This window comes from Tenacibaculum aquaeponti, from assembly GCF_057221555.1.
Genome location: NZ_CM170147.1, coordinates 2,131,918 through 2,153,558 on the forward strand (window position 1 = coordinate 2,131,918; position 21,641 = coordinate 2,153,558).

Annotated in this window: 24 protein-coding genes; 7 read left to right on the forward strand and 17 right to left on the reverse strand. The window is 30.0% G+C overall.

Going from position 1 to position 21,641, the window contains the following annotated elements; all coding sequences use genetic code 11:
- The first annotated feature begins 5 nt into the window (after positions 1–5).
- The 5 genes from AC2TEO_RS09545 to AC2TEO_RS09565 are packed head-to-tail and all read left to right on the forward strand — an operon-like array spanning position 6 to position 4,517.
- Positions 6–872, forward strand: coding sequence for a YicC/YloC family endoribonuclease (locus AC2TEO_RS09545; RefSeq protein ID WP_442264599.1), 867 nt, complete (start codon positions 6–8; stop codon positions 870–872).
- On the forward strand, positions 872–1,462 hold the full coding sequence (gene gmk / locus AC2TEO_RS09550) for a guanylate kinase (protein WP_095068994.1): 591 nt from the start codon (positions 872–874) through the stop codon (positions 1,460–1,462). The genes AC2TEO_RS09545 and gmk overlap by 1 nt, the downstream gene beginning before the upstream one ends.
- A gap of 15 nt (positions 1,463–1,477) precedes the next feature.
- On the forward strand, positions 1,478–2,062 hold the full coding sequence (gene nadD, locus AC2TEO_RS09555) for a nicotinate (nicotinamide) nucleotide adenylyltransferase (protein ID WP_442264600.1): 585 nt from the start codon (positions 1,478–1,480) through the stop codon (positions 2,060–2,062).
- A gap of 47 nt (positions 2,063–2,109) precedes the next feature.
- Positions 2,110–2,976, forward strand: coding sequence for a M23 family metallopeptidase (locus AC2TEO_RS09560; RefSeq protein ID WP_442264601.1), 867 nt, complete (start codon positions 2,110–2,112; stop codon positions 2,974–2,976).
- A gap of 44 nt (positions 2,977–3,020) precedes the next feature.
- Positions 3,021–4,517, forward strand: a complete 1,497-nt coding sequence (locus tag AC2TEO_RS09565; RefSeq protein WP_442264602.1) for a GH3 auxin-responsive promoter family protein — start codon at positions 3,021–3,023, stop codon at positions 4,515–4,517.
- A gap of 72 nt (positions 4,518–4,589) precedes the next feature.
- Here the strand turns inward: AC2TEO_RS09565 and AC2TEO_RS09570 are convergent, their stop codons facing one another.
- The 9 genes from AC2TEO_RS09570 to AC2TEO_RS09610 all read right to left on the reverse strand — a co-directional run bounded on the left by AC2TEO_RS09570 (position 4,590) and on the right by AC2TEO_RS09610 (position 11,955).
- Positions 4,590–5,708, reverse strand: a complete 1,119-nt coding sequence (locus AC2TEO_RS09570; RefSeq protein WP_442264603.1) for a transglutaminase domain-containing protein — start codon at positions 5,706–5,708, stop codon at positions 4,590–4,592.
- 104 nt (positions 5,709–5,812) lie between these two features.
- Positions 5,813–6,541 (reverse strand): DUF4097 family beta strand repeat-containing protein, encoded by a 729-nt coding sequence (locus tag AC2TEO_RS09575; protein WP_442264604.1) that lies wholly within the window; start codon positions 6,539–6,541, stop codon positions 5,813–5,815.
- 62 nt (positions 6,542–6,603) lie between these two features.
- Positions 6,604–7,416: a DUF4097 family beta strand repeat-containing protein gene (locus tag AC2TEO_RS09580; RefSeq protein ID WP_442264605.1), complete on the reverse strand. Its 813-nt coding sequence runs from the start codon at positions 7,414–7,416 to the stop codon at positions 6,604–6,606.
- A gap of 7 nt (positions 7,417–7,423) precedes the next feature.
- Positions 7,424–8,182: a HEAT repeat domain-containing protein gene (locus AC2TEO_RS09585; protein WP_442264606.1), complete on the reverse strand. Its 759-nt coding sequence runs from the start codon at positions 8,180–8,182 to the stop codon at positions 7,424–7,426.
- A 3-nt stretch (positions 8,183–8,185) separates the two neighbouring features.
- The gene (locus AC2TEO_RS09590; RefSeq protein ID WP_442264607.1) at positions 8,186–8,740 is read right to left on the reverse strand and encodes an RNA polymerase sigma factor; all 555 of its coding nucleotides are present in this window, start codon (positions 8,738–8,740) and stop codon (positions 8,186–8,188) included.
- Positions 8,741–8,849: 109 nt separating this feature from the next.
- Positions 8,850–10,436 (reverse strand): S41 family peptidase, encoded by a 1,587-nt coding sequence (locus AC2TEO_RS09595; RefSeq protein WP_442264608.1) that lies wholly within the window; start codon positions 10,434–10,436, stop codon positions 8,850–8,852.
- Positions 10,429–10,857 carry a deoxycytidylate deaminase gene (locus AC2TEO_RS09600; RefSeq protein WP_442264609.1) on the reverse strand — a complete coding sequence of 143 codons (429 nt, stop codon included), beginning with the start codon at positions 10,855–10,857 and terminating at the stop codon, positions 10,429–10,431. The genes AC2TEO_RS09595 and AC2TEO_RS09600 overlap by 8 nt, the downstream gene beginning before the upstream one ends.
- A 45-nt stretch (positions 10,858–10,902) precedes the next feature.
- Positions 10,903–11,484: a HupE/UreJ family protein gene (locus AC2TEO_RS09605; protein WP_442264610.1), complete on the reverse strand. Its 582-nt coding sequence runs from the start codon at positions 11,482–11,484 to the stop codon at positions 10,903–10,905.
- A 9-nt stretch (positions 11,485–11,493) separates the two neighbouring features.
- Positions 11,494–11,955, reverse strand: coding sequence for an Lrp/AsnC ligand binding domain-containing protein (locus tag AC2TEO_RS09610; RefSeq protein ID WP_095068982.1), 462 nt, complete (start codon positions 11,953–11,955; stop codon positions 11,494–11,496).
- Between the two features lie 86 nt (positions 11,956–12,041).
- Here AC2TEO_RS09610 and AC2TEO_RS09615 point away from each other — a divergent pair, with 86 nt between their 5' ends.
- Both AC2TEO_RS09615 and AC2TEO_RS09620 read left to right on the forward strand, forming a co-directional pair.
- Complete coding sequence (locus tag AC2TEO_RS09615; RefSeq protein ID WP_442267756.1) at positions 12,042–13,298, forward strand: Y-family DNA polymerase; 1,257 nt, start codon at positions 12,042–12,044, stop codon at positions 13,296–13,298.
- The gene (locus tag AC2TEO_RS09620; RefSeq protein ID WP_299626468.1) at positions 13,295–13,723 is read left to right on the forward strand and encodes a LexA family protein; all 429 of its coding nucleotides are present in this window, start codon (positions 13,295–13,297) and stop codon (positions 13,721–13,723) included. Before AC2TEO_RS09615 ends, AC2TEO_RS09620 begins: the two co-directional genes overlap by 4 nt.
- A gap of 198 nt (positions 13,724–13,921) precedes the next feature.
- On the opposite strand, the gene AC2TEO_RS09625 is transcribed toward AC2TEO_RS09620, so the two are convergent.
- Genes AC2TEO_RS09625 through AC2TEO_RS09660 form a run of 8 tightly spaced genes read right to left on the reverse strand, consistent with a single transcriptional unit; the run spans position 13,922 to position 21,636 of the window.
- Positions 13,922–14,596, reverse strand: coding sequence for a hypothetical protein (locus tag AC2TEO_RS09625; RefSeq protein ID WP_442264611.1), 675 nt, complete (start codon positions 14,594–14,596; stop codon positions 13,922–13,924).
- 7 nt (positions 14,597–14,603) lie between these two features.
- Positions 14,604–16,085: a PASTA domain-containing protein gene (locus AC2TEO_RS09630; RefSeq protein ID WP_442264612.1), complete on the reverse strand. Its 1,482-nt coding sequence runs from the start codon at positions 16,083–16,085 to the stop codon at positions 14,604–14,606.
- A gap of 3 nt (positions 16,086–16,088) precedes the next feature.
- The gene (locus tag AC2TEO_RS09635) at positions 16,089–16,793 is read right to left on the reverse strand and encodes a hypothetical protein (protein ID WP_442264613.1); all 705 of its coding nucleotides are present in this window, start codon (positions 16,791–16,793) and stop codon (positions 16,089–16,091) included.
- A gap of 12 nt (positions 16,794–16,805) precedes the next feature.
- Positions 16,806–18,047: a hypothetical protein gene (locus AC2TEO_RS09640; RefSeq protein WP_442264614.1), complete on the reverse strand. Its 1,242-nt coding sequence runs from the start codon at positions 18,045–18,047 to the stop codon at positions 16,806–16,808.
- Positions 18,047–18,544: a hypothetical protein gene (locus AC2TEO_RS09645; RefSeq protein ID WP_442264615.1), complete on the reverse strand. Its 498-nt coding sequence runs from the start codon at positions 18,542–18,544 to the stop codon at positions 18,047–18,049. The genes AC2TEO_RS09640 and AC2TEO_RS09645 overlap by 1 nt, the downstream gene beginning before the upstream one ends.
- A gap of 5 nt (positions 18,545–18,549) precedes the next feature.
- Positions 18,550–19,317 (reverse strand): hypothetical protein, encoded by a 768-nt coding sequence (locus AC2TEO_RS09650; protein WP_442264616.1) that lies wholly within the window; start codon positions 19,315–19,317, stop codon positions 18,550–18,552.
- 19 nt (positions 19,318–19,336) lie between these two features.
- Complete coding sequence (locus tag AC2TEO_RS09655) at positions 19,337–19,846, reverse strand: hypothetical protein (protein WP_442264617.1); 510 nt, start codon at positions 19,844–19,846, stop codon at positions 19,337–19,339.
- An 8-nt stretch (positions 19,847–19,854) separates the two neighbouring features.
- Complete coding sequence (locus AC2TEO_RS09660) at positions 19,855–21,636, reverse strand: OmpA family protein (protein WP_442264618.1); 1,782 nt, start codon at positions 21,634–21,636, stop codon at positions 19,855–19,857.
- Between the last annotated feature and the right edge of the window lie 5 nt (positions 21,637–21,641).

Consider the following 21,641-nt stretch of genomic DNA (forward strand, 5'->3'; position numbering starts at 1 on the left):
AACCTATGATTCAATCAATGACAGGATACGGTAAATCCGTATTACAACTTCCTACTAAAAAAGTAACTATTGAGATTAAATCGCTTAATAGCAAAAATTTAGATATCAATACCCGTATTCCTTCATACTATAAAGAGAAAGAATTAAGCATCAGAAAAAAACTAGCTTCAGCATTAGTAAGAGGTAAAGTTGATTTTTCTATTTATGTTGAAATCACTGCTGATGAAACTTCTTCTTCTATAAATAAGGCTGTTGTAAATAAATATATCGATCAACTTAGAGATATTGTAGTTATAGATACTTCAGACGATGTAAAGTTATTAGAAATGGCAGTTCGTATGCCAGATGCTTTAAAAACTGAGCGTGAAGAATTAGATGAAAATGAATGGAGTGAAATTGAAAGTCACATCGATACTGCTTTAAAAGATATTGTTCAATATAGAACTGATGAAGCTGCTTCATTAGAGATTGACTTTATACAACGTATTACCAATATTAAAAGTTGTCTGGCTCAAGTTCATGAAATGGACGGTGAAAGAATTGAAAACGTAAAACAACGTTTAAGGAAAGCCTTAGATGAATTAAAAGTTGAAGTTGATGAAAACCGATTTGAGCAAGAATTAATTTACTATTTAGAAAAGTTAGATATTAACGAAGAAAAAGTTCGTTTAGCGAATCACTTAGATTACTTCTTACAAACTTTAGACACTAGTGATTCTAACGGAAAAAAATTAGGATTTATCGTTCAAGAAATTGGAAGAGAAATTAATACTACTGGATCGAAAGCAAACTATGCTCCGTTACAAAAAGTAGTGATTCAAATGAAAGACGAGTTAGAAAAAATTAAAGAACAAATATTAAACGTATTATAATGGCGAAAGAGTTTCAAGGAAAATTATTTGTGTTTTCGGCACCATCTGGATCTGGTAAAACAACAATTGTTCGTCATTTATTAGCACAAGAACGCTTTAATTTAGAGTTTTCAATTTCTGCTACTTCTAGAGCTCCACGTGGAGAAGAAAAAGACGGAATTGATTATTACTTTATCTCAAGAGATGAATTTATTCAGAAAATAAAATCTGAAGAATTCTTAGAGTGGGAAGAAGTATATACTGAAAACTTCTACGGAACTTTAAAAACGGAAGTAGAACGTATTTGGTCTGAAGGAAAACACGTGATTTTTGATATCGATGTTGCTGGAGGATTACGAATTAAAAAGAAATTTCCAGAAGAAACATTAGCTGTTTTTGTTAAACCACCAAGTGTTGATGAATTAAAAAGACGTTTAAAGGAAAGAAAAACAGAAAGCGAAGATAAAATCAACATGAGAATAGCAAAAGCTTCTGTTGAACTAGCTACTGCGCCTCAGTTTGATACTATTATTAAAAACTATGATTTAAGTACAGCTTTACAAGAAGCAGAAGATCTAGTTTCAGACTTTATTGGTTTAGATAAAAATTAGAAGTCAAAAGAGTTCATGAAAAACATCGGATTATACTTCGGAACATTTAATCCTATTCATATTGGGCATTTAATTATTGCCAATCATATGGTAGAAAACTCTGATTTAGATGAAATTTGGATGGTAGTTACACCACACAATCCTTTCAAGAAAAAAAGTTCTCTTCTTGATAATCACCATCGTTTAGAAATGGTATTTAAAGCTACTGAAGATTACGATAAAATTTCCCCTTCAGATATAGAATTTAAATTAACACAACCAAATTACACAGTTCATACTTTAGCTCATATTTCTGATAAATATCCTGATTACAACTTCAGTTTAATTATGGGTGAAGACAATTTAAAAAGTCTTCATAAATGGAAAAATTACGAGGTAATTTTGCAAGAACATCAAGTATATGTATATCCGAGAATTTCTGAAGGAAAAGTAGAAACTCAATTTGATAATCACCCGAAAATTCATCGCGTGAACGCTCCAATTGTTGAGATTTCTTCTACAATGATTCGTAATGCCATAAAGGAAAATAAAAATATTAAACCATTACTAACTGCTGAAGTTTGGCAATACATTGATGAGATGAACTTTTATAAAAAATAGTTGTCCTATTTTTTCGTTGTATATTTGAGATTCCAAACCTAGTATTCGTGGCTAAAAACAAGAAAAAATCGAGTAAATTAAAACAAAAACTCACCGATAAATACAGATTGGTAGTTTTAAATGAAGATACATTTCAGGAACGTTTTTCATTAAAATTGTCACGTTTAAATGTTTTTGTATTTGGTGGTATTTTTTCTATTCTATTAATCACGCTTACTACGTTTTTAATTGCTTTTACTTCTTTAAAAGAATATATTCCTGGATATTCTTCGACAAAACTTAAAAAAGATGCCAGTAGATTAACCTATAAGGCAGATTCATTACGCATTCGTTTAGCTGTTTTAGAAAAATTCACCCAAGCTATTCGTCCGGTTTTAACTGGTGATATAGAACCAGAAGCTATAGATTCTATTAGAAATGAAGCAGACAAAGCTGCCATCGATTACAAAAAACTAGAAGCTACAGAACAAGATTTACAGTTTAGAGAAGAAATAGAACGTAAAGATCGTTATGCTTTATCTGCTGGAACAGCAAACAAAGCTAAAATTGTATTCTTTGCTCCTGTAACTGGAAACGTAACACAATCTTTTAATGCTGCCAATAAACACTTCGCTATAGATATTGTGGCTGAAACAGGAACTCCTGTAAAATCAATTGCAGACGGAACTGTTATTCTTTCTGGATGGACAGCAGAAACTGGTTATATTATTACTATACAACACACCAATAATTATATTTCTGTATATAAACATAACGGACAACTTCTAAAACAACAAGGTGACTTTGTAAAATCTGGAGAAGTTATTGCTAGTGTAGGTTCTACAGGTGAATTAACAACCGGACCTCATCTTCATTTTGAGTTATGGAACAATGGTTATCCTGTAAATCCAACTAGCTACATTAACTTTCAGTAATAATTAGCAGTAAAATCTTCAAGCTTCAAGCAAAATAAAACTCTATGTCATTAAAATCTTTATTAGCTATTCCTTTCGCAAAACGAGCGGTAAAACAAGTAAGAAAATGGGCTTCTAAACCAATTAAAACTCAAGATAAAGTTTTTCAATATTTAATTTCTGAAGGATGTAAAACTGCCTTTGGAAAAGATCATGACTTTGTTTCGATTAATTCTTATGAAGATTTTAAAAAACGTGTTCCTGTTAACGACTATGAAGGTTTACGCCCTTATGTAGATAGAATGGTAGCTGGTGAAGAAAATATTTTATGGAAAGGAAAACCAATCTATTTTGCTAAAACATCTGGAACAACATCTGGTGCAAAATATATTCCAATAACTAAAGAATCGATGCCAACACATATTAAATCGGCACGAAATGCTTTGTTATTTTACATTAATGAAACTAAAGATGCTTCTTTTGTAAATGGAAAAATGATCTTTTTACAAGGAAGTCCAGTTTTAGATGATATGAATGGAATTAAATTAGGCCGTTTAAGCGGAATTGTAGCGCATTATGTACCTAATTATTTATTGAAAAATAGGTTACCAAGTTGGGAAACAAATTGTATTGAAGATTGGGACACAAAAGTAGACAAGGTAGTTGAGGAAACATTACCTGAAAACATGAGTGTAATTAGTGGAATTCCTTCTTGGGTTCAAATGTATTTTGAAAAGTTGATTGACAAAACAGGAAAAACAATTTCTGAAATTTTCCCTAACTTCAATTTCTTCATTTACGGCGGTGTAAACTTTGAACCTTACAAGAATAAATTTGAAGCTTTAATTGGTAAAAAAATCGATTATATCGAACTATATCCAGCTTCTGAAGGTTTTATTGCATTTCAGGATTCTCAAAAAGAAAAAGGAATGCTATTACAGCTTGATTCTGGTATTTTTTATGAGTTTATTCCTGCAACTGAATTCTTTGATGAAAATCCAACGCGTATTTCCTTAAAAGACGTACAATTGGGTGTAAACTACGTTATCATCTTAAATACTACTGCCGGACTTTGGGGATACAATATTGGAGATACTGTTGAGTTTACTTCTCTAGCTCCGTATCGAATAAAAGTTACTGGAAGAATTAAGCATTTTATTTCTGCTTTTGGTGAACATGTTATTGGTAAAGAAGTAGAAAAGGCGTTAAATGATGCCATTGTTGGAACCAATGTAAATGTAAGTGAATTTACTGTAGCTCCACAGGTAAATCCAGAATCTGGATTACCATATCACGAGTGGTTTATTGAGTTTGAAAATGAACCTGAAAATTTAGATGAAATGGCTGCAAAAATTGATACTTCTATGCAGCAACAAAATATTTATTATCAAGATTTAATTGAAGGAAAAGTATTACGTCCATTACTGATTAGAAAAGTTAAAAAAGGCGGTTTTCATGAATACATGAAATCCATTGGGAAATTCGGTGGACAAAATAAAATCCCTCAACTTTCTGATAATCGTAAAATAGCCGATGTTTTAGAAGGCTTTTTAGTGGAGTAAATATTTCAAAAAAACAAACCACCGAAATTGTATTTAATTTCGGTGGTTTGTTTTTTTGCTTATTTGAATTGTTTACACTGGTTTTGCATAAAAATCTTGTAATGAATTGGTGTATAAATAATCATCTAAAGTCATTTTCCAAAAGTCTATCTTGGTGGGGTTTTTACTTCCTGTTGGCACTAACATTAAATTGCTTTTTCCTGAAACTTTATGAGCTTTTAAAGTTGTGTTTTCTAAATAACGTTGATCTAAACTTACATCGAAATGATATAAATAATCGTAAACAAACTCTACATATTCTCGTTTAGAAACTTCAGCAAGACTTTTCATTATTAGAGTTTCATAATTATTCGTTATTGCATCTTGAAGTTCAACTGCATTTAACGGATTTCCATTTAAAACTGGCATAATATTGAACTGTCCATCAATAAAAATCCATTTGTTTAATTCTGGAGAATATACTTCTGTTGCCACATGACCTGGCGATCCTTTTCTCGTTTCAACATCTTTTGTTTTTAAGTAAATCGTACGTGATTTAAAACCAGCATTTTCTAATTGAGATTTTAACACTACAGCATAAGCAAAACATGGAAAGTTTTTTCCTTCTTTCGCTTCATTTAAAATAGTAATTGCATCTGGTTTACTTGGTGATACGTTTCCATTATGCTTCCATCTACTGTTTGTCCAATTTAATACGCTTAAAATTTTATCAACATCAGAGGTTTTATTAGCAACCACATCATGTATCGGATATTTTTCTTTCAAATCTTTTAAATAAGGAACACCTTCACTTTCTGAATATTTAATTTGTAAAGAATTATCTGTATCAGAAGTATTAAAAGTTATGGTTTCTTTAGGGAAAGCTTCTCCGATAATTAGCATATGAGCATATAAAGAATCTTTATATTGTGCGTAAAACTCATAATTTTTATTTCCTTCTACTGAAAATGAAATACTATCTATTTCTGATGCAAAAGCTACAGGCTCACTAGCATTAATACAGCTTATTCGTAAGCTATCTTTTTGTTCGTTAGTTTTAATTCCCCAGGCACTTTTGTACCAATTGTTATTAAACTGAACATCTACAGTTTTTTTGTTTGTTTTTAAAACTGGTAGGCCTTTATATGTTTTGGCTTCTTTAGCACAAGAAATAACAGTAATACTCACTAATCCGAAGAGCAATTTTTTCATATAAATTTGTTTTAGTTTCATTTGGTTATGCAATTTAAAAAAACTCAAGATTAATGATTATTTAAATTCTTAAAAGTAAGTTAAATCTTTAATTATTTTCCTTTTTAGATTTTTCTTAAGAAAATATTTCCGCTAATAGTTTTTAACTCTAAAGAAGCTGTTCCGTTTTTTACTTTTCCATAGATTTTTTGGTGCGCATCACGTCTTCTTTTTTTATCAAAATCGATTTTTAAATCTGAGTACACTGTTCCTGTTAAAGTTTGTGCCTTAAATTCCGCATCAGCAACATAAACGTCAATATCCCCACTAATTGTTTTTAATTTCATGTTTTTCGAATGTTCTTTCACAGTAATATCCCCACTAATTAAATCTAACGTTAGTTTGCCTTTATAAGTGACTTCTGTTACATTGCCAGAAATACTTTTCACTTTTAAATCTACATGCTTAGGTAAATAAATCGTGTAATCTACAATTACTTTATTATGAGCGTTACAATATTTATAACTATTACAACCAGCATTGTCTTTCATTGTTATATTTACTTGATGCTTTTTAAAAAAGCTTCCATAATCTGATTTTATTAAATAAACATCTCCTAATTTTTCACCTTTTAGCGAAAAGTATTTATTGTCTTTATTATCGTTTAAGTTTGCTGAAGCTGTTACTAAAATTTCATTTTTATTCCAGTTTTTAATCTGAATATTCTGAGCAAATTTCACATTAACTTCTACAGTTTCTATTCCTGAAGTTGCGTTTTTAATTTCTGTTTTTTTCTGAGCTGATAGGTTACTAAAAGTCAATAGTATTCCTATGAAAAAAAGTATTCTTTTCATTTTTAGTAGTTTAAAAAATTAATTGTTTTTTGGATTAGCTTTCTAAGCTAAATAAGGTAGTATTATTTTTTACGGAGATAAATATTCCCTAGTGTAGATTTTAATTTAATCTGAACACCTCCATTATTAAGAGCACTTGAGATTTTCTGACTTCCTCTAACAGCTTTCAATCCGTCTTTCTTAGGCATTTCAATATCAAAATTTGTATAAAAAGTTCCACGAGTTCTCAAGTCTAAATTTGCTTTAGTATTTTCTGGTATTGTTACATCTATCTCACCTACATTAGAAAAGATTGTAATTGGAGAACTCTGATTTACTTTAGAAAATTCTATGTTCACATTTGCTGCATTAGCATTCACTGTAATTGGGCCAGTAACATCTTTCATTACAATAGCTCCTACATTCGTTTTTGCTTCAACTTCAGATGTAAAACCTATTACTTCTACAGCTCCTAAGTTTGGCGTATCAAAAATGATATTTATGTTTTTAGGTAATGTTATGAATAAATTATTACGTTTTACATGAGATAATAAATCTACTACATTCAAAACATCTCCAGATTTTTCAATAGAAAATCCCATACCGTCTGCATTATCTTCTCCTCCTGGATAAATCGCTTTTAAACCTTTCGTTTTTTCTTTTAAAGATTTATGATGATCATGATTGTCATGTTCGCAATCTCCGCAATGATTATCATGATCATTATTTTTTTCCTTTATAGTTAACTCATTATTTTTTGATGCTGTAATTTTAACTTTTGTATCAGTATCTATTTTTACTGTTTTAATTCCTTGTAATTTGTAAGTAAAACTTTTCTTTTGTCCATATGTTACAGACATTAAAAGCAATGTTGCTATTGTTATTAATTTTCTCATAATTTTATTAAATTAAAGTTGGTATATTATACGCTAACTCTTGTTTGACATAATCTGGAGTTTCTTCATGATCTAACAGTTTTTTCATAGGAACGAGCGCTCTTTTTTCCTGAATTTCTGCTAAAACTTGGATTAACTCTATTTGAACCGAAGGTTCTTTATCTGTTTCTAACGCTTTTAATAAAGCATTTCGAACTTTCTCTAAACTTGAAAACTTGGCTAAAGCTTCTACAGCTGCTAAACGTACATTGGTATTTTTATCTACAAACATTTTATTAATTAAAGCATCTATAATACGTGTATCTTCTACTGAATACGTTGTCGTTTTTGAAATCGCTAAAATTCGTTTGCTTGCCGATTGATTTTCTAATAATGAAAATATAGCTTGTTGTTCTTTATTTGTTTTTATCGTAGATTCATTATTAGATAATTTTCCTAAGAAATAGCCACTAATTAATATTACTATACTTGCTGCTACTCGCAAATAACTTTTCCATTCTTTTTGAGGTGTTAATGCAACAACTTTCGTTTCTTCTTTATTGATATCTTCTTGTAAAGCAGTTTCAAAACGTTGCTTTAAATTATTACTTGGTTGTTCTTCTTCAACAGCATTCATAACATCTAAAAAAGATTGAACATTTGCTAACTCTGTTTTACAAGCATCACAAGTTTGAATATGATTCTCAATCGCTATTCTTTCCGATTCAGCAACTTCATTCATTACATACGTCATTAATTGTTCTTGTACATCTTTACATTCCATCATACTTTAATTTTTGTTACTTACTGTATTTATTGATTGAAAATAAATTTCCTTTAATTTTTTTAACGCTCTATGCGTTTTCACTTTGACTGCATTTTCTGAACTTCCTACAATTTGCGCAATTTGTTCATATTGTATTTCTTGAAGTTTATGCATTACTATTAACTCTCTGTCTTTCTCATTTAACTTTAATAACGAACGTTGTAAGTGCTCTAAGTCTTCTTTATTTGAGTCTATAAAAAGTTTTTCTTCTGAGTTTAAAAAATCATCTTCTATAATATTACTTCGCTCTTTTTTTTGTTTTTGATAATAACTCGAAAATATATTTCTTGCTACTGTATATAACCAAGATGCAAAGTTTCCATTATTATACGATGTTCTGTATTTTAGAATTTTAATAAAAACTTCTTGAGTTAAATCTTCGCTTACCATTTTATTGTGTGTCATTTTCTGAAAGAAATTATAAATTCGAACATGGTATCTGTCGAATAATATAGACAGCTTATTTAGCTCTCCATTGGCTACAGCCATCATTATTTTCTCATCAGTTAAATGTTTCAACTTTGTGGTAGTTTTGATTAGTTTCTATTATTAATACCTATACTTTTTTTAAAGGTTACATTTTAGTTTCATTTTTTTCATAAAAAAACTCGCCCTGAGGCGAGTTCTACTATTTTTTCTCAAGTTCTAAAACTTGTTTTATCATTTTATCATCTAAATGATTGAGTCGATACCAACCTTCATCATTAAATAATTCTCTGGCTATATTAATTTTTAATAGTTTTCTTAATTTCTCTTTCGTTTGCATAGATGTTCTAATATCTTTTACTTCGTCGAAAAAGCGATCTGATATTTTTCTGTCTTTATCAAATTCATTAACAAACTCCTCAAAAGATAGTTTATTTAATTCATCTCTATGATTATCTACATAATTAAACGCAAAATCGTTCATTGGTGTAAAGAAAATTGCTGGTAAATATGCTGTAGTATCGATTGCTACAAAAATATCTGGAACAATACCTCCACCTCCGTAAACAATTTTCCCTTTAGGAGTTTTGTATTGTAAACTATCTATTAATTTGATACTGTCTTTACTAAATAATTCTCCGTTTCTATAACGGCTTTCTACTTCATCTCCATAATTGACACTGTTCTGTAAAGCATTTGGATCTTTTAACTCTAATCCATTCTTATTATATGGCTTTTGTATCGATCTTCCTGTAGGTGTATAATAACGTGCAGTAGTTAATCGTACCGCAGAACCATCACCTAAATCCATTTCTTCTTGTACTAATCCTTTTCCGAAAGATCTTCTTCCAATAATGGTTCCTTTGTCATTATCTTGTAATGCTCCGGCTACAATTTCAGAAGCTGAAGCTGAGTTTTCATCAATTAAAACGTATAAACCTCCTTTTTCAAAGTCCCCTTTTTCAGTAGCGAAAGATTCTACAACTTCACCTCCATTATTTTTAGTAAAAACAATTAGTTTATCGTCTTCTAAAAATTCATCCACTATTTTATTTGCAATATGAATAAATCCTCCTCCATTTCCTCGTAAATCTAAAACCAAATCGGTCATTCCTTTGGCTAATAAATCATCTAATGAGGTTTTAAACTCTCGGTAAGTATTTTGTGCAAAACGATCTAATTTAATGTAACCGATACTATCGTTTAGCATGTAAGCTACATCTACACTTTTAATATTTATTTTACTTCTTCCAATAGTAATATTAAATAAACTATCGTTTGATTTTCGATATACTTGTAAATTTACTTCTGAATTTGGAGCGCCTTTCAATCTTTTTAAAATCTCCCTATTTCTTAATCGTTTTCCATACAAAGTATCTTTGTCTGCCATTAAGATTCTATCTCCTGCTAAAATTCCTTTTTTAATACTTGGCCCACCTTCCATAGGGTGAATTACAGTAATAGAATCATTAATCAAACGAAATTGAACTCCTATTCCTACAAAATTACCTTGCATACTTTCGGTAACTGCTTGTAAGTTTTCTTTAGGAATATAAACAGAATGTGGATCTAATTTTGTTAGCATTTCAGCAATAGCTCCATCTAATAACTGATCTGTATCAACATCATCAACATAATCTTGTTGAATAAAGTTAATTAATCGTTTTACCTTTTGTTCGTTTGCGGATGTTTTACTGAAACGTGAAGAATTACCATTAAAAAAGTAACCAATTAAAATTCCAAAGGTTACTGCTATTGCGAAATATATTGGTAAGTAATTTTTATTCATTAGGTAAATAAATCAATTCTACTCCTGCTTTCTCTAAAAATTCTAATCCTGACATATCTTTATATCTATTAGAATAAATAACTCTTTTAATTCCTGATTGATGAATTAATTTACTGCATTGTTGACAAGGTGATAATGTAATATATAAAGTAGCGTCTTTACAAGATTGTGTGGAACCTGCTACTTTTAAAATTGCATTAGCTTCTGCATGCAATACATACCATTTTGTGTAACCTTCCTCGTCTTCGCATATATTTTCAAATCCTGTCGGAGTACCATTGTAACCGTCAGAAATAATCATCCTATCTTTTACGATAATAGCGCCTACTTGCTTCCTTTCACAGTGCGAAAGTTTAGCCCATTCATGAGCCATTTTTAAATAAGCTTTGGCGTATTTTAATTCTTTTTTTGTTAGAGACATAGGAAAGCTAAAATACGGAGAAAATTAAGTTCTTTACGTTAATTTTTACCAAAAAGCACGATCTACCATCATTTGTAAAGCAAAACCAATTACTATTGATGATGCAACTAAAATCCAGTCTCTTCTATTTACTCCAAAAATAGATTGTATTAATGCTCCAAATAATAAAATTAAAGCCACAATAATTACTTGAGCAGCTTCTACTCCTAATGCAAATTCTAGTAACGGAACTAATTTATCCTCACCTCTACTCACCATCATTTTAAAGTAATTAGAAAAACCTAAACCGTGAATTAAACCAAAGAATAAAGCAAAAAATAAATTTTGATTTTCTTTTCCAACTGAAGCTTTTCTAGCTGTTAACACATTCATTAATCCTGTAATGAAAATTGTTAACGGAATTAAAAACTCAACTAAATCTGCTCTTACATTAATTTTCCCGAAAGCAGATAAAGCAAGAGTTATAGAATGACCAATGGTAAACAATGTAATTAACCATAATACTTTTTTCCATTGTTTAAACTGATAAACAACTGCTAGAACAATTAAAAAAAGAATATGGTCATATGCTTTGATATCTAAAACATGAAATAATCCTAGTTTAAAGTATTCGATAAATTCGTTCATTATAGGGATTTAAATTTTTATTTGTCGATCTATTTGTTGATCCAAAGATATGAATGTTTCTGTTCTTGAGACTCCTTTTATAGACTGGATATCTTTATTTAACAAATGCATTAAATCTTGATTATTTTTACACATAATTTTAATAAACACTGCATAATTCCCTGTTGTATAATGACTCTCAACAACTTCAGGAATATCTTTCAATCTTTTAATTGCTGAGGAATACAAACTCGCAGACTCCAAAAAAATTCCAACAAAGGCTGTTGTTGTATATCCTAAAGCTTCGGGGTTTAAAACCATTTTGTATCCATCTATTAGATTAGACTCGTCTAATTTGCGTAATCTTTGATGGATAGCAGCTCCGGAAATTCCAACTTCTCTTGCTATACTTAAAATAGGAGTTCTTGCGTCTTTTACTAACCTTTTGATGATAATTTTATCAATACCATCAATTTTTAATTTTTTCGACATAAAAACAAAAATAAGGAAAAGTTTAAAGCATATGAATATCATAGTATAATTTAAAAAACTATTATATAATGATTAAATTTGCAACAATGTTTGCTTTAGTTGATTGTAATAATTTTTATGCTTCTTGCGAGCGAGTTTTTAATCCGAACTTGCAAAACAAACCTGTAGCTATTTTAAGCAATAACGATGGGTGTGTAATTTCTAGAAGTGATGAAGCTAAAGCAATCGGTTTACCAATGGGAGCTCCAATTTTTAAATGGGAAAACTACTGTAAACAACACAACATTAAAGTAATTTCTTCTAATTATCCACTGTACGGAGATATGAGTGATCGAGTGATGAAAATTCTAGCTCAATTTACTCCCGATGTTGAAATTTATTCTATTGATGAAGCTTTTCTTCAATTTAAAGGTTTCGAAAACTATGATTTAGATGACTACGGAAATCAAATTCGAAATCGCATTTTACAGTGGACCGGAATTCCTACTTGTGTTGGTATAGCTCCAACGAAAGCATTAAGTAAATTAGCTAATAAAATTGCTCGAAAATTCCTTAAAGAAACTGGAGGCGTTTATGTTATTGATTCTGAAGAAAAAAGAATTAAAGCTTTAAAATGGATGCCTATTGAAAAAGTTTGGGGAATTGGTCGTGGACTTCAGAAAAAACTAAAAACCGCTGGTTGTGTAAAAGCTTATGACTTTACACAATTGGATAGTGAAACGGTTCGCAAAAAATATTCTATTGTCGTTTGGAGATTACAACAAGACTTACTGGGAAAATCAACCATTCAATTAGACGAAGAAAAGGATAAAAAAGCAATTGCAACAACACGTAGTTTCGAATATACATATTCTGACATTGAAAACATTAAAGAACGTGTTTCTACATTTGCGACTAATTGTGCAGAAAAATTAAGAAAGCAAAAACACAGTTGTCATATGATTATTGTTTTACTTCGTAGTGATCGTCATAAAGAACATTTAGAACAACATCGAGTAAGTAAAACGGTAATTCTCCCAAATCCAACAAACTCATCGTTAATTATTAGTAAATGTGCTGTTGAAGCTGTTAAAACCATTTTTAAACCAGGCATAAAGTATAAACGAGCTGGTGTAATTGTTACAGGTTTGGTTCCAGAAGATAACTTTCAACTCGACTTATTTACCAAAGAAGACCCTAAACACAAACCTCTTATGAATGCTATTGATCTTATTAATCGAAAATATAAGTCAAATAGTGTTAAATTAGCTAGCCAAGATCTGCAAAGAACTTGGAAAATGCGTCAAGAAAGATTAACTCCTAAATACACAACAAACATTAACGATATAATAGTTGTAAAATGAGTGTAACATTAACATTCTTTAGTCCGAAAAGCACAGATAGTGAAGGTGCTATTTTCTTTGATACTGGAATTTCTGCTGGATTTCCTTCTCCTGCTGATGACTTTAAGGAATCGCGAATTTCTTTAGATGAAGAATTAATTCGTAATAAAGAAGCTACTTTTTTTGCTCGTGTTAGCGGACAATCTATGATTGGTGCTGGTTTAGATGATAACGATTTATTAGTTATCGATCGAAGTATTCCTCCAACAAATAATAAAATTGCTGTTTGTTTTTTAGACGGCGAATTTACTGTGAAAAGACTTCGTGTAGATGGAAATGAAGTTTGGCTACAGCCTGAAAATCCAGATTATCCAATTATTAAAATTACCGAAGAAAACAACTTTGTGATTTGGGGAATAGTAACGAATGTGATTAAACGTGTTTAGTTTTTTAGTATTTCTATTAAATCTCTTTTACTTTTCTTCACATCTAAGGTCTATTAAATTATATTTTTTTTAATAATTCGTAAAGTATTTGATTATAGTAATCTTTAAAATTTTCATCTTATTTTTAATAATAACTAATTTTAAAAATTATAAAGACAGAAATAATCTGCCTTTATAATTTCATTATATTTTCTATAATTACAAAACCAAAGTAATTGTATCATCAACCTTTAGCAGTTTCTTTTTATCCTTATCATATGCTGGTATTTGTGCTGTAAAAACAGTTTCATTATTTACAGGATTCATTTCTGTCTCTCCTTGAATTACATATGACAAACCATAGTTTAATAATAATTCTTTTATTTCTCTAAAAGTTCTTTTTTTAGTAATAATCTCATTATCATCGCTTTTTGTTTCTTTTTCAATTACATTGGGTAAAAAACGAATTATTTGTGCATCTGATGGCGGAACTGGAACAATATCAAATTGAATTTCAGCTGTTGCATTTAACCCCATATTATATTTATTTGTATTCGATGCATTCACTGGAGTTGCATACATTTTTGGTCGGAAAGCACGTTGATTTTGACCTATAATACCTGTACTTTGTTGCGAAATAGATAATGATATTTTTGCTTTAGCTGTAGTTTTAGGTATCGTATAAAATGTCGGTTGATATCCTATTTCTCTTAACATTTTTAATGTTTCATGAGATTCATCAGGATTGTTATTATAAATCTCTAATGTTTGACGTAATGAACCTTCATCTAAAGCTGCTTGTGCTTCTCCAACACCTTCTCCTATAGAAGCGATAAAATCTCCTAAAGGCGCTGCAAATGCATCTTTTACATAATCGTATGAATTATTCGACATAATTTAATTAGTTTAATGATTTTGCGAAAATGACTACTACTTCTTGCCCCTCTACAATAGTTGTATTAGGAGCAGGTGATTGCTTAAACGATTGACCTTCTATTAAATTTTCATCGTTAGTTGGGTGATAAATAACATCTAGTTTAAGTCCATATTCTAATAATTTTTTTCTTGTAGCTGTTTCTGTTAGCCCTAAAATATTTGGCATTTTTTCACCTATAGTTGTTGTTAAATTTTGATTAGGAACTATATCTATACTAATATCACTAATAGCTGCACCATTTATTACTTTTGCCGTTTCAAAATCTAAAAGCCCTAACACGGTTCCTTCTGGTCCTTTCTCTACGGTAGTTTTTAAATTTAATGACACATTTGCCAATTTAAATTTTGAATTTATCAACTCTTCATCTGCTTTAATTACATCATTTACAATACTTCCATAAACTTTACTTGCCGACAATTTATTAGGTTGATCTGTTTGATGAAAAGCCTTTAATTCTTCTAATTCTTTAGATAACTTTTGTATTTCTTCCTCTAAATTAGTTATTACAATTTGTTTTCTTTCTATATCGGTATCTTTAGCAACTAACAAATTCTTATAATCTCTAATATCAGTATGAAGCTTACTTACACTTAATAAAAAAGCTTCTCTCTCTGCTATTAATTCTTCATTTTCTTTTTGTTGAATTTGTAATTGACTTTCTAACTCTTCTATTTTTTTTTGTAATATTTCGCTTTCTTCAGATTTCAATTCTAACTCTTTAATTCTATTTTGAAATTCTAAATTTTGTCCTTCCGAAGCTGTAATTGCATCAATTAATGTTTTCTTATTTTCAATTTCTTCTTGTAATTTAGAATTCAATTCGTTAACGCTAACATTTAACTCTCTTAATAAAATTTCTTTTTCTTCTATTTGCTTTTTCAACTCAGTAATTTCAGTTATAAATTCTTCTTGTATAACTTCGTAATTATCAACATTCTTTTGCAAAGCGATAATTTCTCTGCCAAGAGTTTTATTATGAATCTCTAGGTTAGAAATTTTAGAAATAAGATTAAAAATAGGTAAAGGTGTTCCTGAAATTATATGTGTTTTCACATTGGTTTTTAAAACTTCATCTAACAACCAATTTATACCAAAATCAATTAAAATAAATGCTTTTTCCTTTTGAATAACAATATTGAAACTAGAAGCAATTACTTCTGTTAATTCTTGTTCTTCATCTATTTTAATAATTCTAAAAGACGGCACTCCTCCTTCTTGTAAAACTTCTCTAACAATTCTTATCGTTTGATTTGTTGTAGAAATTCTATCAGGAATTTCTATTTTATGATTAAACTTCCCTTCTTGAATTACAGATGTGGTTAATGTGATCCAATCATAAATGTTAGCATTATAAAATTGAATAGCTATTTTAAACTCAGAAACTGGTGTATTTTTCGAATCAAATAATTGACCTTGAAACTGTATAAAATCTAATTCTATATCCATAACTTATTTTTGTATTGAAATTTTAGTAATTACATTTCCCACATTTACTTCTAATATTAAAATATGCCCATTAGCAAAATCTACAGCATCTACTTGCACTTGTACTGCTGCTTTTCCATTTATATCTGTTCTTACTTCGCTAGTATTTAAAAATGAAGTTGTATGATTTAATGTTTCGTTCGAATTTAATAAGTCTGTTTTTTGTTTATTATAATTAAATTCTACTAAAGCATCGGAAATTTGTTCTCCTGCTGCATTTATCACTTCTACATTAATAGTAAAAACATGAACTCCTGTTTTCTTTGGTGTGGCATTAATAATAAGTTGTGGTAATCCTTCATTAGGTACAACAGCTACAAATCGCCCAGAAATAGTGCTAGTTACTTTATTTGTTTCTTTTGTATTTGTTGTATTTACCACAGGTTTAAAAGCTATTGATTTAGCATATCCTTTCTTATACTGTGTTTCATAAGGATAAGAAACAGGACTTATAGCTTCAGATTGTTGCGTTTCTGAACTTGTTTCTTTTTCAAATTCTGCTTCTACCTGAAGATTGAAATCTAAATAAGGTAATGTGTATAATGTATTTGGTCTTCCAAATTCATCATAAGGCTTTACATTTCTTAAATGATTTTGTGCCTCATTCAAACTATCGGAAATCCCTAATAATATCTGTTTTAAAGTTAATGCATTGTTAACTGAACTCATTGTGGTATGTTTTTAAAATGAAAAACTATCTTTTTTATCTTTTAATTTTTTGAATGTATCTATTCCTGATTTTACCTTTTTTATAGTATTTGTATCGATAACTAATTTTTTATCCTCTACTTTAAAATCTTGATTTTCCTTATTCTTCGTTCTTAATTTCTCTAAAAAATCTAGATTAAAATCGTTATCCGTTTTCTTTTCTTTTTTTCTAGTAAAACTTATCGATTCTAACTTTTTATTAAGCACATCAGAAACTTTATCCGTTTTATCTAAGTATGTATTTACTGTATTAAAAAGTTGATCTACTTTATTAATTTGTTTTGTTGTTCTATCTATAATTTCTAAACCTTTAGAAAAGTTTTTTTCTACAGATTTAGAAGCGGTAGGCTTTAATTTCTCTGATGTTTTTTGAATTCCAGTATGTACTTCTGATATTTTACTTGCTGTTTTTACTATCTGCACAGCTTTATTCACAGTTTTCCCTATACTTTTAACAGTGTTGTTTTCTTTATTTTCTGATGTTTTATCTTGATAATCTGATGATCCCTTTTTTGAGGATTTATCTAAAAAATCAGATAACTTTTCCCTACCCTCTTTTGCCTTGTTTAACAAGGAATTTACCTTGTTCGTTTTTTCTGAAACACCTTGAATTTTTCTTTGTAATATTTTTAATTCTTCTTTCTCTAGTTTTGTAAATGAGTTTGAAAGTTTTTGAGTAGATACATCAGAAAAAGATTCTTTTTCAATCTTCTTAAAACCATTAAAATGATCCTTATTTTTTTTAACCTCTTTAATTCCTTTTTTTAATTCATTTTTTAACTTAGGTAAAGACAACGATTCTATTTTCTTTTGTTGCTGCTTTTTTAACCTAGGTTTTCCAGCAATTACTTCTTTATTTTTAAGCTTATTAGAAACATCTACTCTCCATTTATCATCTTCCTTTTTTCTTTTTCTCTTTTTCTTTTCAGCATTTTTTTCTTCCCTCCTTTTTTCATCAATTGTTTTTATCTCATAATCAAACTTCTTATTACTATCTCCTTCTTCCTTTTTACCTGTTAATTCGGCCATTTGAGCTTCTAACTCTTTTTGCTCATTTAGTAACGATTTTAAACTCGAATTAAATTCGACAACATCTTCTAACGATTTTCCTGTTTCAGAATTCTCTCCAGAGGAAAGAAGAGTTTTAAAATCAAACTCTTCTTTTTCTTCTGAAGCTTTTTCTTTTTTTACAAAGTTTTTCCAATGTTTAGCCATTACAAACTAGTATTATTAGTATTTAATGCATCCCTTTCTGCTTCCAATTCGGTAGCAATTAAACTTTGTAATCTTTGTTCAAATACTGGAGGATTTGGAACTGTAACCAATTTTGTTCTTATTAAAGAACTAGCTTCTGCTGAATATTGATATTTTTGGGAGTAGCTTGCTGAAACCGAAGCTGTAACAGCTACAAATCCAACATTAAAACCAGCACTAACTGAAACTGATGCTCCAAATTCTCTAGATTCCATCATAGAAACAGACATTTTACACTCGAAAAACGTATCTACATACTGATAAAAGGTTGGAGTAAAACCTAATGCTAATAAGCTATACTCTTGTCCTCCCATTTCGATTTTGGTATCTACTAGCTCTTTTGCTAAATCCATAGAAACTTTATCTAAAGCTCTCTGTGCTTCTGCAATACCAAGACCTAAGCTTTTTACCATTTCTGGTAAAGGGGCGTTTTGTATTTCTCTAGTGATCCTACCCATTGGAATTATTCATTTAATTCCATTAATTTTCTAATACGTTCTTCTAAAATTGCTGGAGGTGGAATTGGGACTAACTTCGTTTGTAATAAACTTGAAGCTTCTGCAGAATAACTAAATTTTTGAGAATAACTCGCATTAACCTGAGTTGTAGTAACCGTTTTATTTGATCTGAAACCTCTTCTAAATCCAAAACCAAAACTTCCTCCCTTTTGCTCACTCTTTCTAGAATACTCACTTGTTGAAGACCCTTCTCTTGTAAAAGAAATTGCAACCTGAGCTCTCATTAATGTATCTACAAATTGATAGAATGTTGGTGAAAAACCTAATTCTAACATCGATTTTCGAGATGGCACTCTAACTTCAGCAGTTTCATTGATTCCTGATTTTAATCTAATTTTAGTTGTGTCGTTAGGATCTTTTTCAAATACATTTTTGTTTTTTCCATCTCCTGCTTCATTAAAAATTTGATGTTTGGTTGCTTCATCTGTCGTATTATTATACACTATTACAGCGTCTGATACTTTCATTTTTTCACTTCCAAAAAATACACGACTATCTTCGAAAGTCATGATTTCTTTTTCTTTTCCATTTTCGTCTTTAATAGTTTTAGTAATAGCTTTTAAACCACCCATCATCTCAGCGACTTCAATCGAATTTGCATCTAATTTTAATTGAGCTTCTGCTATAGAAGTTGCCATACCTTCTATCATATCACCCATAGGAACATTAAGTATTTCCTTTCCTATTTGTGGGTTTTCTCTAAACATATTCATAATTTGTTTTTTTTTATTTTTATTCTTCTGTATTTATTGTTGATTTTAATATTTCAAAGTATATATCTGGTGCAGGTAACGATACAATTTTAGCAGCTATAGATGATGAACCTTCTGCTGAAGTAGAATACTTTCTTGCGTAATGTGCAGATACTGAAACTCCAAACATTTGCGTTGATGTATCACTACTATTTGTATTTGCATTATTGGAATTATTATTTGAGTTACTACTCTTTCCATAATTAAAACCTAATGCTCCTCCATAACTTTCAGATTCAGCTATAGAAAACTCCATTTTTATTTCTAATGAAGCTTCTGTAAAGGCATAAAATGTTGGTGCAAACCCCAGACTTAATAAATTATACTCCTCATCACCTACGTTAATTTTAACCGTTGCCATTTCATTAGCCAATCGAATAGAGTTAGCATCTAAGGCAGATTGCGCACTAGCAATAGATGTTCCTAACTTTTCTAACATCATTGGCAATGGAGCATTGGTAATTTGTTGTATTACTTTAGGTGTTTCCATACATCAAATTAATTAGATGACGTATTTCCAGTTAACGATTGCACGTAATTTTCAAACTCTGTAGGTGCTGGTATAGAAATCATACTTGCTGTTACAGATGCATTTCCTTCAACAGACATTCCAAATTGACGTGCATAACGAAAATCTAAAGAACCACTCCATGCAGAAACTTTAGGATCTTTAATTTTTGTAACATCTGATTTTGCGAAATACTTACTGTTAATTACTTTATGAATTTGTAGAGTATCGTTACTATTTTGTGTATTTTGAGTACTTGTAGATTTGTCTTCAATCACCAATTCTTCAGTATCGTTAGAATATAATGTATACTCTATTTTGGCATCTTTTCTTAACAAATACACTACATCACCAGATACCTGAGAATAAAATTTATTACTGTTTTCGAATTGTGTATTGATTGCCGATAATGTTTTTACATTCTGATCAATTGTAACGTCACTTCCTGATTCTACTTTTAATTTTTTATTAGTAGAAGCAGCTAACTTAGCTTGAGACATAATTAATCCTGAAGTAGTAGAAGCTGCCCAGGTTGTTATAACAGCATCTGCTTCAGATTGAATAAAATGAGAATTCACATTCGTTTTATCTCCTTCGATATAAATATATTCATTCCCACTCGTATTAACTTCAATTACAGCTTTTCTATAATCTGCATCTTTTTTATTATCTCCGACAGCTGTTTTGGCAGCAGCTTCTCCTTCAGAAACAATCTCAGTGATTTGAGCTTCATTTACACCTAACGCCTTTAAATAATTGGCTACTCCTGTAGCTCTTTTTAAACCAAGATCTTTATTGAAATTATCTCCGCTAACACTATCTGTATGCCCAACTATTCTAATTTTAACATCACTATCCTTCATCATAATGAAAGCCAAAGCCTTTAACTTCTCTTTTAATTGGTTTGTGTTATTTGGAGCAGTTCCTTGACTGTATGCAAAATCTATAGGATGATGTTTTGAAAAAGCGAAATATACATCGAACTTGTCGCCATCTTTAAGTCCCATTTTAAAAACACAATTAGTAATGCTTCCTAGATTAGAGTTTAAATCAGATCCGTTTATAGTTAGTGCATTACTTAATTTAATACTTAAACCTGAGTAATTATTAATCTTTACTATGCCCGTATCTTCGGTATAATAATCAAGCATAGATAACATTCCATAACCTTTATAATTATGCACATGAATTTTGTTCGTGTTGTCTGTAGAAACAACATCTGTTGTGTCAATAATTTCAGAATCTACTCGTTCTACTTTTGAATCTGATGATAATTTACTAGCCGTTTCATCTACACGTTCAATACTTCCTGTTTTTGTACTAGTGTTAACCGTAGTTTCATTAACTTTTAAAGTATGTTCATTAGATAAAGTAGTCCAATATTTTCTGCTACTTTTAAATTCTCTATACTTTTCTTCCTTATAATTGTTTTCAATTTTTTGGATATGTTCATCTGTATATCCCTTTTTTCTGGTAGAATCGTATTCTAGTTCGAAATCAATTTCAAGTTCCTCTTTTACTGCCATTTTTAAGCTTATCGATGCAGAAATCTCTGCACGTTCAAATGCATAAAAAGCAGGTCGGAATCCTAATTCTAATAACGATTTTCCTCCTACTTGCGTTTGAGCAAGTTTAGTTATCTGCTTCACAGAATTGTTGTCCAGTTGTTCTTGAGCATTTGCTATACCTAATGCTAACCCTGCAACCATACTGGTTACATCGACATTCTGTAAGATTTTAGCCCCCTGGTCAAATGTGTTAATGTTTGCCATATTTT